At 71.1% G+C, this 13,823-nt stretch carries 10 protein-coding genes; 1 reads left to right on the forward strand and 9 read right to left on the reverse strand.

The features are described 5' to 3' along the window. Positions 1 to 63: 63 nt before the first annotated feature. The 5 genes from EGT67_RS23040 to EGT67_RS23060 all read right to left on the reverse strand — a co-directional run bounded on the left by EGT67_RS23040 (position 64) and on the right by EGT67_RS23060 (position 5,955). Positions 64 to 684 carry a riboflavin synthase gene (locus EGT67_RS23040; protein ID WP_127918437.1) on the reverse strand — a complete coding sequence of 207 codons (621 nt, stop codon included), beginning with the start codon at positions 682 to 684 and terminating at the stop codon, positions 64 to 66. 63 nt (positions 685 to 747) lie between these two features. After that, complete coding sequence (ribD, locus tag EGT67_RS23045) at positions 748 to 1,797, reverse strand: bifunctional diaminohydroxyphosphoribosylaminopyrimidine deaminase/5-amino-6-(5-phosphoribosylamino)uracil reductase RibD (protein WP_277750172.1); 1,050 nt, start codon at positions 1,795 to 1,797, stop codon at positions 748 to 750. Between the two features lie 10 nt (positions 1,798 to 1,807). Then, entirely contained in the window at positions 1,808 to 2,491 is a 684-nt protein-coding gene (rpe, locus tag EGT67_RS23050; protein WP_127918438.1) for a ribulose-phosphate 3-epimerase, read from the reverse strand. Between the two features lie 10 nt (positions 2,492 to 2,501). Then, the gene (locus EGT67_RS23055) at positions 2,502 to 4,877 is read right to left on the reverse strand and encodes a glycoside hydrolase family 65 protein (RefSeq protein WP_127918439.1); all 2,376 of its coding nucleotides are present in this window, start codon (positions 4,875 to 4,877) and stop codon (positions 2,502 to 2,504) included. A 76-nt stretch (positions 4,878 to 4,953) separates the two neighbouring features. Further along, entirely contained in the window at positions 4,954 to 5,955 is a 1,002-nt protein-coding gene (locus tag EGT67_RS23060) for a zinc-binding alcohol dehydrogenase family protein (protein WP_127918529.1), read from the reverse strand. Positions 5,956 to 6,172: 217 nt separating this feature from the next. Between EGT67_RS23060 and EGT67_RS23065 the strand changes: the two genes are divergently transcribed. Beyond that, positions 6,173 to 8,572: a phosphoketolase family protein gene (locus EGT67_RS23065; protein WP_127918440.1), complete on the forward strand. Its 2,400-nt coding sequence runs from the start codon at positions 6,173 to 6,175 to the stop codon at positions 8,570 to 8,572. An 18-nt stretch (positions 8,573 to 8,590) separates the two neighbouring features. On the opposite strand, the gene EGT67_RS23070 is transcribed toward EGT67_RS23065, so the two are convergent. From EGT67_RS23070 to EGT67_RS23085, 4 genes are all read right to left on the reverse strand, one after another. Continuing rightward, positions 8,591 to 9,448 (reverse strand): mycofactocin-coupled SDR family oxidoreductase, encoded by an 858-nt coding sequence (locus tag EGT67_RS23070; RefSeq protein ID WP_127918441.1) that lies wholly within the window; start codon positions 9,446 to 9,448, stop codon positions 8,591 to 8,593. A gap of 112 nt (positions 9,449 to 9,560) precedes the next feature. Then, the gene (locus tag EGT67_RS23075) at positions 9,561 to 11,036 is read right to left on the reverse strand and encodes an RsmB/NOP family class I SAM-dependent RNA methyltransferase (protein WP_127918442.1); all 1,476 of its coding nucleotides are present in this window, start codon (positions 11,034 to 11,036) and stop codon (positions 9,561 to 9,563) included. Further along, positions 11,033 to 11,956 (reverse strand): methionyl-tRNA formyltransferase, encoded by a 924-nt coding sequence (fmt, locus tag EGT67_RS23080; RefSeq protein ID WP_127918443.1) that lies wholly within the window; start codon positions 11,954 to 11,956, stop codon positions 11,033 to 11,035. Before fmt ends, EGT67_RS23075 begins: the two co-directional genes overlap by 4 nt. Positions 11,957 to 12,075: 119 nt before the next feature. After that, complete coding sequence (locus EGT67_RS23085; RefSeq protein ID WP_241566202.1) at positions 12,076 to 13,791, reverse strand: alpha/beta hydrolase; 1,716 nt, start codon at positions 13,789 to 13,791, stop codon at positions 12,076 to 12,078. Positions 13,792 to 13,823 lie beyond the last annotated feature (32 nt).

A 13,823-nucleotide genomic window follows, 5' to 3' on the forward strand; every position in this document is an offset into this window, starting at 1 on the left:
GAGTATGTCCCGGTGCATCGCTTCAGATGCACCTCAACAGTACGACCTTTCGATACGAGGTCGTTATTCCGGCTGTCGGGCGGCGGCGGTGTGCAGACGCTCGACGTACTTGGCGATGACGTCGACCTCGAGGTTGACCGGGGTCCCCGGTTCCGCCGAGCCGAGGGTGGTGAGCGCGAGCGTCGTCGGGATCAACGAGATCTCGAAGTACTCGTCGCCGGGCTCACCGCCGAGCGCCGACACGGTCAGGGACACCCCGTCGACCGTGATCGATCCCTTCTCCACGACGTAGCGGGAGATGCTCGACGGCAGCGAGATGCGGACGACGGTCCAGTGCTCGGACGGGCTCCGGCTGATGACCGCACCCGTACCGTCGACGTGGCCCTGGACGATGTGACCACCCAGACGGCTGTTCACCGCGGCGGCCCGCTCGAGGTTGACCCGGCTGCCGACCTGGAGGGCGCCGAGGCTCGACCGCACGAGGGTCTCCCGCATCACGTCCGCAGTGAACGCCTCACCGTCGAGGACGTCGACGACCGTCAGGCACACACCGTTGACCGCGATCGAATCGCCGTGGCCGGCGTCAGCGGTGACCACGGGGCCACGGACCGTGAACCGGGCCGCGTCCGCCAGGTCTTCCTTGGCGACGATCTCGCCGAGTTCTTCGACGATTCCGGTGAACATCTCTTCGCTCACTCCTTCGGATCCCGGAGGATCGGTTCGGCGGTGATCCCGGACGGGATCACGTCACGGACGGTCCCAGGCCGCGGGGCGGCCCGCTCGTTCCGGGACCAGGTTCAACAACACGTCGTCGCCGATCGTCTCGACGCTCTCTCGACGAAACCGTAACGCCTCGGCAATGGTCCGGACCCCCGCGCCTTCCACTGCGTGGGACCCTGCGCCCAACACCACGGGCGCGATGTAGGCCTGGATCCGGTCGATCCGACCGGCCGCGAGGAAGGCCCCCGCCAGCCGCGGCCCGCCCTCGACCAGCACGTCGTCCTGATCAGCGAGGGCGGCCAGGACGTCGGCGACGTCATGGGTGCGCAGTACCAGCGTGGGGGCCGCCGCGTCGAGGACCTTCGCGGTGGGTGGGATCGCGCGCTTCCCCACCACCACCCGCAGCGGTTGGTGCGGGGCGAGGGAGCCGTCGGGCAGGCGGGCCGTCAACCACGGATCGTCCGCCAGCACGGTCCCGGTACCGACGACGATCGCGTCGAGCCGTGCCCGGTCGGCGTGCACGCGTGCGCGCGCCGCGGGTCCGGTGATCCACTGGCTCGTCCCGTCCGCGGCGGCGCTGCGGCCGTCGAGGGTCGCGGCGAACTTCCAGGTCACGTGCGGCCGACCGGTTCGCTGCCGGTGCAGCCAGGCACGGAGCGGCCCGCGTTCGACGTCGTCGGCGAGCATGCCCCCGGACACCGCGACACCGGCCGTGCGGAGCGTGTCGGCGCCGCCGGAGGCCGCGGGGTTGGGATCGCCCACCGCGTAGTGCACCGCCGCGATCCCGGCATCGACCAGCGCCTGCGAACACGGCCCGGTGCGTCCGTAGTGGTTGCATGGTTCGAGCGTGACGACAGCGGTGCCGCCCCGCGCGCGGTCGCCTGCCTCGGTCAGCGCGACGACCTCGGCGTGCGGTCCGCCGGGCGGCTGGGTGGCGCCGATCCCGACGACCTCGCCGGACGCGTCGAGGATCACCGCCCCGACTGGCGGATTCGGGCTCGTGGTGCCCCGGACCCCGTGGGAGGCGTCGATCGCGAGGCGCATCGCGGCCTCGTGAACGCGCGCTGACGTCGTCACGAGGGGCTCGTCAGATCGACAGCGTCAGGTGCGGCGAAGCCTTGGCGGCCTGCTCCCGCAGCCCGCGGACGGCGGCGGCGGGATCGGCGGCGCCGTAGACGGCCGACCCTGCGACGAAGCAGTCGACGCCCGCCTCCGCGGCCTGCTCGACGGTGTCGGCGTTGATGCCGCCGTCGATCTCGACCAGCAGTCGCAGCTCACCGGAGTCGACGAGCTTGCGGACGGCGCGCGCCTTGTCCAGCACGGCGGGGATGAACGACTGGCCGCCGAAGCCCGGTTCGACGCTCATCACCAGCAGCGTGTCGAAGTTCTTCAGGATCTCGAGGTACGGCTCGATCGGCGTGTTCGGCTTGACGCTCAGGCCCGCCTTGGCGCCGGCGGCGCGGATGTCGCGGGCCACCGCGACCGGATCGTCGGTGGCCTCGGCGTGGAACGTGACGTTGTGCGCGCCGGCCTCCGCGTACGGCGGCGCCCAGCGGCCCGGATCGTCGATCATCAGGTGGCAGTCGAGCGGGATGTCGGTGGCCTTGAGCAGGCTCTGCACGACCGGCAGGCCGAGCGTGAGGTTCGGCACGAAGTGGGCGTCCATCACGTCCACGTGCAGCCAGTCGGCTCCGGCGACGGCGTCGGCCTCCTCGGCGAGGCGCGCGAAGTCGGCGGAGAGAATGGACGGAGCGATCATCGGGGTTGCCACGGGGGCGAGTTTAGTCGGCAGGCGCCGACGCCCCGACGCTGCCGGGGTATCGCCGCGCGGGTTCCCGGCCCGGCGGCTGCGTCACCACCGGACCCGCCGGCGGGTGGACCGTCGGCATCACCCGAACCTCTCTGCCGCGCAACGTCACCGAAGTTCCGTCGTGGCCCAGGGTCAGCTCGTCACCGTGGACGAGCCGGTACCGCGTCTCGTTCCGGTCGATCTCGACCCGCAACCGGCACCCCGCCGCGGCGACGCCGAACGCGAGCCGATCGATGCCGCGCGGGAGCGTCGGCCGGAACGTCAGCCCCGACCGTCGGCGCCGCGCCCCGCCGAACCCCTGCACCAGCGCGATCCAGATGCCGGCCAGCGATGCCAGGTGCAGACCGTCGCTCGTGTTGTGCTCCAGGTCGAGCAGATCGATCAGCGCCGTCTCCCCCAGGTAGTCGTAGGCCAGGTCCATCGCCCCGACATCCGCGGCGACCACCGCCTGGCTGCACGCCGACAGCGACGAATCCCGCACCGTCATCCGCTCGTAGTACGAGAAGTTCCGCGCCCGCTCCTCGGCGGTGAACGCGTCGGGCACCCACTGCATCGCCAATACGACGTCGGCCTGCTTGACCACCTGCTTGCGGTAGAGATCGAAGTACGGATAGTGCAGCAGCAGCGGATAGTTCTCGGACGGTGTCGCTGCGAAGTCCCACACCTGACGGTCGGTGAATCCCGACGACTGCGGGTGCACACCGAAGCGTTCGTCGTACGGCACGTACATGCGGTCGGCCGCAGTCCGCCACCCGCCGACCTCCTCGTCGGTGACGCCGAGATCCGGCATCCGATCGCGATGCCGTTCGACGATCCCCACCGCCGCGGTCAGGTTCTCGCGCGCCATCAGGTTGGTGTACAGGTCGTTTCGCACCAGTGCGCTGTACTCGTCCGGGCCGGTGACGCCGTCGATCCGGAACCGCCCGTCCTCGTCGAAGTAGCCGAGGGATCGCCACAGCCGTGCCGTCTCCACCAGCAGGTCCAGTCCCTCCGTGCGCTCGAAGTCGGTGTCGCCGTTGGCCCGCAGATATCCGATGACGGCTCGAGCGATGGCGGCGTTGACGTGGAACGCGGCGGCCCCGGCCGGCCAGTACCCACTGCATTCCTTGCCGGTGATGGTCCGCCACGGGAACGCCGCACCGCCGAATCCCAGCTGCCGGGCCCGAACCCGGGTCGTCTCCAACGTGGAGTGCCGCCAGCGCAGCGCGTGGGCGACGGCCTGCGGGAAGACCGACGTCAGGACCGGGAGCACGAACATCTCGGTGTCCCAGAACGCGTGGCCGTCGTAGCCGCGACCGGTGAGCCCCTTGGAGGCGATCGCGACGCCTTCGGCGCGTGCAGACGCCTGCAGGATGTGGAACAGCGCGAACCGAACCGCCTGCTGCACCTCCGGGTCACCCTCGACGACCACGTCGGCGCGCTCCCAGAACGCATCCAGGAACGCGCGCTGTTCGGAAACCAGCCCGTCCCAACCGGTTTCCCGCGCGATCGTCAGCTCGCCGGCCACCTCGTCGCGCATGGCCGGTGCGGTCCGCCGAGCCGACCACGCGTGAGCGACGTACTTGACCATCCTCACCTGCTCGCCGGACGCGAGCTGCGACGCGATCGTGACCCGCCCCTGATCCGGGTAGCTCTCGGACTCGACGTGCAGGTGCGGGCCCGACACCTCGTGATCCATACCGACGGCCACGCGCAGCCCGCTCTCGCCCGTCGTGTGGATGAGCTGCACCCGGGCGTCGTGGTCGAAGTTCTCCTCGGCGACCAGCGGCTCGGCCAGCACCGCTGCCGCGCGCGGATCCGCCTCGGGCTCGGGCATCGGCTCGTTCGCGACCAACTCGGACTGCATTACCACCCGGGCCGGGCCGTCGAGCGGCTCGACCCGGAAGTCGACGGCGCCGATCGCCCGCTGCGTGAACGACGCCATCCTGGTGGCGCTCACCCGCACGGTCCGACCGGCGGGCGAGCACCACTCCACGGTGCGCCGCAGCAGCCCGGCCCGCAGGTCGAGTTCCTGTTCGTGCCTGAGGATCTGTCCCCGCCGGACGTCGAACGGCTCGTCGTCGATCAGCAGCCGCACGATCTTGCCGTCCGTGATGTTGATGATGGTCTCGCCGGAGTTCGGGTAGCCGTACCCCGGCTCGGCGTACGGCATGGGGCGGACCTCGTAGACCCCGGACAGGTAGCTGCCCGGCAATCCGTGCGGATCCCCCTCGTCCAGGTTGCCCCGCCAGCCGAGGTGACCGTTGGAGACGGTGAACAGCGACTCGGTCTGCGCGAGGACCTCGAGATCGAGGCTCGTCGCACGCAGACTCCAGGGCTCGACGGGAAAGGCGGGATGAGTGATCACGACGTCCGAACCTCCCAGTCGCCTGCCGAATCCTTCTGAGACGGACCCGTCAGTTCACGCTAGGACACCCGCGCCGTCACGGCACGAGAACGGCCGCACCACCGAACACCCCGCCGGCGAGGTCCGCGAGCGCCTTGTCGGCGGCGTCGAGCGGATAGCGGTGAGCGCTCACCCGCAGGCGGTGCTGCTGCGCGAACGCGAGGAACTCCTTCGCGTCCTGCCGGGTGTTCGCGGTGACGCTGCGGACCTGCCGTTCCCGGAACAGGTGCCGCTGGTAGTTCAGCGGAGGGATGTCGCTGAGGTGGATGCCGGCGAGCGCGAGTGTGCCACCGGCGTCGAGCGCCTCCAGCGCGGGCGGCACGAGGTCCCCGGCCGGGGCGAAGAGGATCGCGGAGTCCAGCGGTTCCGGCGGCGGGTCGGCCGCCCCCTGCACCGACGCCGCGCCCAGGCTGAACGCCAGTTCGCGGGCCTCCTCGCCGCGGGTCATCACGTGGACGCGGGCGCCGCGGGCCAGCGCGACCTGGGCCGTGAGGTGGGCGCTGCCGCCGAAGCCGTAGATCCCCAGACGACCCCCCTCCGGCAGGTCGGCGCGCTGGAGCGAGCGGTAGCCGATAATGCCCGCGCACAGCAGCGGCGCGATCTCCACGATCGGGTACCCGGTGGGAAGCTCGAGCGCGTAGTCGGCGGGCACCGTCGTGTACTCGGCGTAGCCGCCGTCGGCGTCCCACCCGGTGTACGTCGAGTACGGGCACAGGTTCTCGTCACCCCGGACGCAGTAGCGGCAGTGCCCACACGTGCCTCGCAGCCACGCGATGCCGACCCGCTGCCCCACCTCGAATCGGCCGCCCGCATCCGCGCCCACCCCGACGACCTCGCCGACGATCTCGTGGCCGGGGATCACGTTGAGTCGGTGCGGCGGCAACTCGCCCTCCACCACGTGCAGGTCGGTCCGGCACACGCCGCACGCGAGGACCTTGACCAGCAGGTCCCTGCTGGTGGGGCGCGGTAGCAGTTCGCGACCGATCTGGAGCGGGCGACCGGCCAGCGGCCCGGGTCTGGTGGTACGCCAGGCGCGCATCGTGGTGGTCGCCGTCGTGGTTCGTGTGGTCTCGCTCGGCATGCCGGATCCGTACTTCGTCGTCGGCGATGGGTTACAGCCGGTACGCGACAGCGTCGGAGGTGCCGGTTGTCGTCTCTTCCAAGGATGCCTGGTTCCGCGCGCTCGCGACAGGGGGAATCGGAGGAACCGGTCGCGTCGCGCAAAGCTGTGGCGAGGGGCGCTCGCTCCAGTCAGGATGGAAGCACCTTCGCCCGATCGGAGGGTCGACCCAGTGGACACCAGCCCAGACGACGATCTCGAACGGCTCCACCGGTACTGGATGGCGGCCAACTATCTGACGGTGGCGCAGATCTATCTGCGCGACAACGTGCTGCTGCGCAGGCCGCTGGTGCCGCCCGACATCAAGCCACGCCTGCTCGGCCACTGGGGCACCAGCCCCGGACTGTCGCTCGTGTACGCGCACCTGAATCGGCTGATCCGACGCACCGACGCCGACGTGCTGTTCGTCGCGGGCCCCGGCCACGGCGGCCCCGCTGTCGTCGCGAACACCTACCTCGAGGGCACGTACTCGCAGCTGTACCCGGACGTCACACAGGACGAAGCCGGGCTGCGGCGGTTGGCACGGCAGTTCTCCACGCCCGGCGGCATCCCGAGCCATTCCGGGGTGGAGACGCCGGGATCCGTGAACGAGGGCGGCGAACTCGGGTACTCGCTCGCGCACGCCGCGGGCGCGGCCATGGACAACCCCGATCTGATCGTCGCGTGTGTCGTCGGTGACGGCGAGGCCGAGACCGGGCCGCTGTCGGGGTCGTGGAAGGCCCCGTTCTTCCTCGATCCGGCACGCGACGGGGCCGTACTCCCGATCCTGCACCTCAACGGGTACAAGATCTCGGGCCCGACCGTGCTGGGACGCCGCACCGACGACGAGGTGCTGGCGCTGCTGCACGCTTTCGGCTGGGATCCCGTGCTGGTCGCCGGGGACGATCAGCCGCAGGTTCACCGGGACATGGCCGAGACCCTCGACCGCGCCCACACCGCGATCACCCGGATCCGCCGCGACGCCCGGGAATCCGGCTTCACGGAGCGCCCGCGATGGCCGGCGATCGTCCTGCGCACGCCGAAGGGGTGGACGGGCCCGACCATCGTGGACGGCCTCGAGGTCGAGGGCACGTTCCGCGCGCACCAGGTACCGGTCGCCGACGTCCGTGACGACCCGGAGCACCTGCGGATCCTCGAACAGTGGATGCTGTCGTACCGGCCCGAGGAACAGTTCGACCCTCAGGGCCGACTGGTCCCCGAGCTGGCGGCGCTGGCGCCGGCCGGCGACCGACGCATGGGCTCGAACCCGCACGCCGACGGCGGCGAACTCCTGCGCCCGCTCGACCTGCCCGACGCCGACCGGTACGCCGTCGACGTGCCGTCCCCGGGCGCGGTCCACCACGAGACCACCCGGCCCCTGGGCGAGTTCCTCCGCGACGTCTACGTCGCCAACCCCGACAACTTCCGGCTGTTCTGCCCCGACGAGACCAACAGCAACCGACTCGGCGCGGTGTTCGAGGTGACCGACCGCTGCTTCGTGGGCACCGTGGTTCCCGCCGACGATCACGTCAGCCCTCACGGACGGGTGATGGAGGTGCTGTCGGAGCACCTGTGCCAGGGCTGGCTCGAGGGCTACCTCCTCACCGGCCGGCACGGGCTGTTCGCGACGTACGAGGCCTTCGCGATGGTCAGCGCCTCGATGACCATCCAGCACGCCAAGTGGCTCGAGCGCTCCCGCTCCATCGACTGGCGTGCCCCGGTGGCGAGCCTGAACATCCTGCTGACGTCGACGTGCTGGCGCAACGACCACAACGGGTTCTCCCACCAGGGGCCCGGCCTGATCGACACCGTCCTGTCGCTGTCGGGCGGCGTCACCCGGGTGTACCTCCCGCCGGACGCGAATTCGCTGCTGGTGGTTGCCGAGCGGGTGTTCGCGTCCCGTGACTGCGTCAACCTGCTCGTGGTGGACAAGCAGTCCCACCCGCAGTACCTGACGCTCGACCAGGCACGCGAGCACGTCGCGGCCGGTGCGTCGGTGTGGGACTGGGCCGGGACCGAGAGCGGCGACGGCCGCGAACCCGACATCGTGCTGGCGTGCGTGGGCGACGTGCCCACCGAGGAGACCCTCGCGGCCGCTGCGCTGCTGCGCGGGCACGTGCCCGACCTCCGGGTCCGGGTGGTCAACGTCGTCGACCTGATGTCGATGGCGCCGGCCGACATCCACCCGCACGGGCGCCGACACGACGCGTTCGAGGAACTGTTCACCGAGGACGTCGACGTCGTCGTCGCGTGGCACGGCTACGCCCGCGCGTTCCACCAACTGCTGCACGGCCGCGCGAACCCCGATCGGTTCCACGTCCGCGGCTACACCGAGCAGGGCACGACCACCACCCCGTTCGACATGGTGGTGCTCAACCACATGAGCCGCTACCACCTCGCCATCGAGGCGCTGCGCCGCTGCCGTCGGGCACCCGACGGTGCCGCCGAGTTGACGGGCTACTGCGAGCGGATGCTCGAGCGCCACCACGCCTATGTCCGCGAACACCTCGAGGACATGCCGGAGGTGCGGGGCTGGGTGTGGCCGGAACCGGTGTGACCGGGCCGGCGGGCCCGGTCAGATACCGAGTTTCAGCCCGGCACCGGCGTCGACGCGCAACTGCTGACCGGTGACGAAGCGGGACTCGTCCGACGCCAGGTACACCACCGCGTGCGAGATGTCCTCGGGCTCCACCCACGGCGTCGGCATGGCCTGCATGAACGGGAAGGTGACCTTCGCGTCCTCGGCCGTCGGGTTCTCGAGGTCGGGGCGGAACGTCCTGTACATCGGCGCGCTCTGCAGCATGTCGGTGTTCACGTTCGTGGGATGGATGGCGTTCACCCGAATAGACGCGGGCCCCAGGGTGAGCGCGAGCGACTCGGTGTAGGCGCCGATCATCTTCTTCGCGAGCCCGTAGCCGTCGCCGCCGGGCCCCTGCATCGCCTGCTGGCCGTTGATGCCCGTCTGGGGAACCAGGCCGGCGACCGAACCGGTGGCGATGATCGACGCCCCGGCCTTCAGGTGCGGCATGGCCGCGTGGATGGTGTTGACGACTCCTACGAAGTCGACGTCGAACGCGTCGACGAACCCCTGCGGCGGAACGTGGTTGCCGAGCGGGCAGATGCCCGCGTTGGCGACGACGACGTCGAGGCGGCCCAGCGTCGCGACGGCCGACGCGAGTGCCTGGTCGAGCGCCGCCCGGTCCCGCACGTCGACCCTCGCGGTGACGATCCGCTGTCCCGCCTTCTCGACCAGCCGCGCGGTCTCGTCCAGATCGGCCTCGGTCGCGAGCGGGTACTCGTTGCTCTCGATGTCGGCGCAGATGTCGAAGGCGATGATGTCGGCACCCTCGTCGGCGAGGTGGACCGCATGACTGCGCCCCTGCCCGCGCGCGGCGCCCGTGATCAGAACGACTTTCCCGGCAACCCGATTCATCAGATGTCCTCCGTGCAGTCCGTGCACATCCACTGTGGGCGGCGACGTCGCCGCCCACAGTGAATTAGAACACGTGTCACTGTGAGGCAGGGCACATTTTCCGGGGTGAAGTTCAGCCCTCGAGCGGCCGCTTCAACGCCGCCATGAACATCGCGTCCGTGCCGTGCCGGTGCGGCCACAGCTGGACACCCGGACCGTCCCCGAGGCCCGGGACGCCCGGGACCGACTCACGGGTGTCGAGCGGGATCGCGCCGTACCGACGCACCGCGTCCGCGACCACCGAGACCGTCTCGGCGACGTGCGGCGAGCACGTCGAATAGAGCACGACGCCGCCCGGCCGGACGAGCTTGAGCGCCGATTCGAGCAGCTCACGCTGCAACTTCGCCAGACCGGCCACGTCCGACGGCTGCCGCCGCCAGCGCGCCTCGGGCCGCCGGCGCAGGGCCCCGAGGCCGGTGCACGGGGCGTCGACGAGGATCCGGTCGTAGCCACCCTCCAGCCCGGGATCGCGGCCGTCCGCGACGTGGACGTCGACGGGCAGACCGCGGGTGGTCTTGCGGATCAGGTCGGCGCGATGCTCGGCCGGCTCCACCGCGTCGAGCCGACCGCCCTCGATGTCGGCCAGTGCGCCGAGCAGCGCGGCCTTGCCACCGGGGCCGGCGCACAGGTCGAGCCAGCGGCCGCCGTCCGGGCCGTCGAGCGGCGCGAGCGTCAGCGCGCGGGCCACCAGCTGGCTGCCCTCGTCCTGGACACCCGCCAGACCCTCACGGACCGCGTCGAGCAGGCCGGGGTCGCCGCCGTCGAGGTGCACCGCGTACGGCGAGTATGGACCCACCTCGCCACCGGTGATGAGCGCGAGTTCCTCCGCCGAGATCTCGCCGGGCCGGGCCACCAGGTGCACGGCCGGGCGGGCGTCGTCGGCGATCAGCACGTCCTGGAGCTCACCCGCGTCCGCCCCGAGCGCATCGGCGAACGCCTGCGCGATCCACTTCGGATGGGCGTACCGGAACGCGAGGTGGCCCACCGGGTCGGTGGTGGCGTCGGGCGCCAGCTCGGCCACCCACTCGTCCTCGGTCCTCTCCGACACGCGGCGCAGCACCGCGTTGACGAATCCGGCCTTTCCGGGACCGGCCTCGGCCCGCACCAGGTCCACGGACGTCGCGACCGCGGCGTGCGGCGCGATCCGCGTGCGCAGCAACTGGTAGGTGCCGAGCTGCAGGACATCGAGCAGCGGGCCGTCGATCTCCTCGATCGGGCGTCCCGCGCAGCGTGCGATGACGGCGTCGAGCAGGCCGCGGGCGCGGGCCGCGCCGTAGGCCAGTTCGGTCGCCAGCGCGGCGTCGCGGCCGTCGAGACGACGTTCCCGAAGCAGTCCCGGCAGAACGAGATTCGCGTAGGCGTCCCGCTCACGAACCGCCCGCAGCACGTCGCGCGCCGCCCGCCGCGGCTGATCGAGCGATGCCTCCGCGGGGTCGGGTCGCCGTGCCTGCCGGGGGCGGCTGCGATCGCCGTGCCTGCCCTGACCGCCGGGACGTCCGCCCTGTCGACCCGATCCCGATCGCCGCGCCGGTCGCTTCTCGTCGCTCACTGTGCCCGCACCTCTCCGTCGAGACGCGCACCGCGCGCCCAGTCCACCGCCGCCATCTGCTTCTTGCCCTGTGGCTGGACCTGTCCGAGCCGGACCGCCGTCGTCGACGTGCCCACGTAGAAGCCGTCCTTGCGGACCTCGATCCGTCCCGGTGGCAGCGTGTCCTCCACCAGGGTCACCGGCCCGACCTTCACCCGCAGATCGCCGATCATCGTCCAGGCGCCCGGGGCCGGCGTCACCGACCGAACGTGGCGGTGCACCGCGAGCGCCGGCTGATCCCAACGAATCCGGGCCGACTCGACGGTCACCTTCGGAGCGTGCGAGATGCCGTCCCGGGGCTGCGGGACGGCCTGCAGGGCGCCGTCCTCGATGCCGTCGAGCACGCTGTCGAGCAGGATCGCGCCGCTCTCGGCGAGCCGGCCGAGCAGCTCGCCCGCCGTGTCGGTGGTGCGGATCGTCTCCGTCACCACGCCGTACACCGGCCCGGTGTCCATGCCCTCGTCGAGCGCGAACACGGTCGCGCCCGTCATCTCGTCACCCGCGTTGATCGCTGCCTGGACGGGGGCGGCTCCACGCCACGCCGGCAGCAGCGAGAAGTGCAGATTCATCCACCCGTGGCGCGGCACGTCGAGGACCGGTCGCGGCAGCAGGTTGCCGTACGCGACGACGGGGCAGGCGTCGGGCGCGATTTCCTGCAGTCGGGCCAGGAACTCCGGGTCGGACGCCGACGTCGGCGTGAGCACCTCGATCCCGTGCTCGTCCGCGAGTTGCCCGATCGGGGAGCGCGCGAGCTTGCGACCACGCCCCGCGACGGCGTCGGGCCGGGTGATCACGGCGACCACCTCGTGCCGCTCGGAGTCGATGAGTCGCCGCAACGACGGCACGGCCGGTTCGGGCGTCCCCGCGAAGACGATCCGCATCAGCGCCGGACCTCCACTCGGTCTGGACGGGTGAGCGGGCGGGTGGTCACAGAGTTCACGAGGGCGGCTCCCGGAGCGTCGAATCCCGGCGGTGCCGGAAGAAGGTTCACCCCGAGATTCTACGGAGCGCTCCCCTCCCCGGTCAGCGCCGCCTGCACCCGTGCGGTGTCGTCGTCGGACCACCCTTCCGGCTGCAGAATTCGCGCCCACATCCCGGCCGCTTCCGGGCCGTACGAATGACCGTGCCCGGCCGGGACGTCCGCGGAGAACACCATGTCGAGCGTCACCTGCCAGAAGGTGACGAACGGCATCCACGTCATGTTCGGGTCCACGTCGCGGCCCCGCGGTTCCTTCAGCCAGTCGGGCTCGTTGAAGAGCAGGCTCGGCGACCACCACACGATGGGGTCGCTCGCGTGCTGCCAGTACACGATCCGCCGCGGCTTCCACGGCGTACCGAGATCGAGGTCCTCCGGGTCCGACGCGAACCGCACCGACGCGCCGTCGTCGACGACGGGCAGGATCTCGGGCGAGCCGGAATCGCGGGCGGCGGTCACCTCCTGCCACTGGGGCGTGAAGTTCGGGGTTCCCACCCACAGACCTCCGTCGACGCGCGCGGCCATGTCCTGATAGCCGGCGAAGGCATTCTGGCCGCCGTAGGAGCCGAGGCTCTCGCCGAACACCACCAGCTTCGGCCTGGTTTCGACGGGAAGATCGATCCACCGCGCGAACACGGCGTTGAAGAGGGCCCGTCCGGCCACCTGCGGGGTCTCCCGGTCGGCGATGAAGGCCAACGGGCTCGGCAGGAAGGAGTACTGCATGGACGCGATCGCGGTGTCGCCCGCTTCGATGAACTCGAGCGACGACGCCACGTCCTGGTTCACCCAGCCGCGGCCCGTGGTCGTATTGACCGCGAGGACTTTTCGTTCCCACGCCTTCGTCCGATCCAGTTCCTCGACGACCAGATCGGCGACGCCTGCGACCGAGTCCGCCGACTCGCGGCCGGCATAGACCCGGATCGGCTCCTCGGCGGGACGTCCGGTCACCGCGGTGATGTCGGCGGCACTCGGTCCGCGGCCGACGAACGTGCGCCCCTCCTGCCCGAGGGTGTCCCACGCCTGCGCGGACGCCGGCGACCCGCTCCGTTCGGGCACGGTCGGCTGTTCGACGCCCTCCGCAGTCGCGGTGTCGGCACCCTTGAAGCTCCAGTTCGCGAAGGCGATCAGGCCGTTGTACAGCGCGCCGTTGACGACCAGGACCGCGAGCACGACGACCACCACCAGTCCCGCCACGTTCGCGGCGGGGCGGGGCACCACGCGCCGGGCCACGGCGATGAGCCTGCGGGTCCCCAACCGGATCCCCCGCGACGCCTCGAGCAGGACGAACCACACCACGAGAGCGATGAGAGCCACCAGCAGGGTGTTCGCCTGGTTGTTGCGCTCGATACCGACGAGGTCGCGGACGTAGTTCTGCCACACCGCACCGAGCACCAGGAACACGGGGACGAGGATCACGGCGGCGGCGCCGAGGATCCACCAGCCGATCCGCCTGGTACGCGCCGACCACGCCGGTTGCACGCCGCACGAGCGGACCACCCACGCCGCGAGACAGCCGACGCCGTATCCCGCGGCCACCGAGATGCCGGTCGCGACACCCTGCAGGTACCAGGCCCGGGGCAACAGCGACGGGCTGATCGACCACGTGAAGAAGACCAGCGCCACCGCCAACCCGACGGGGTTCGCACGGCGCAGGTAGGCCCGGAGTCCGGCCCAGCGGCCGGAGTCCGCCGGAGGCGGGTTGGCAGAGCTGTTGTCGGCCCGCTCGGGAGCTATGGTCATGCGCCGAACGATAGATGCCACACCGAGCGGTC

This window comes from Prescottella agglutinans, from assembly GCF_004011865.1.
GTDB classification, from domain to species: Bacteria; Actinomycetota; Actinomycetes; order Mycobacteriales; family Mycobacteriaceae; genus Prescottella; species Prescottella agglutinans.

What these genes read in the sequence shown, in the direction of transcription:
- EGT67_RS23040 (WP_127918437.1), bottom strand. Translation starts at nt 684, where the DNA reads ATGTTCACCGGAATCGTCGAAGAACTCGGCGAGATCGTCGCCAAGGAA.
- EGT67_RS23060 (WP_127918529.1), bottom strand. Translation starts at nt 5,955, where the DNA reads ATGCGCGCCTGGCGTACCACCAGACCCGGGCCGCTGGCCGGTCGCCCG.
- EGT67_RS23065 (WP_127918440.1), top strand. Translation starts at nt 6,173, where the DNA reads ATGGAAGCACCTTCGCCCGATCGGAGGGTCGACCCAGTGGACACCAGC.
- EGT67_RS23070 (WP_127918441.1), bottom strand. Translation starts at nt 9,448, where the DNA reads ATGAATCGGGTTGCCGGGAAAGTCGTTCTGATCACGGGCGCCGCGCGC.
- fmt (WP_127918443.1), bottom strand. Translation starts at nt 11,956, where the DNA reads ATGCGGATCGTCTTCGCGGGGACGCCCGAACCGGCCGTGCCGTCGTTG.
- EGT67_RS23085 (WP_241566202.1), bottom strand. Translation starts at nt 13,791, where the DNA reads ATGACCATAGCTCCCGAGCGGGCCGACAACAGCTCTGCCAACCCGCCT.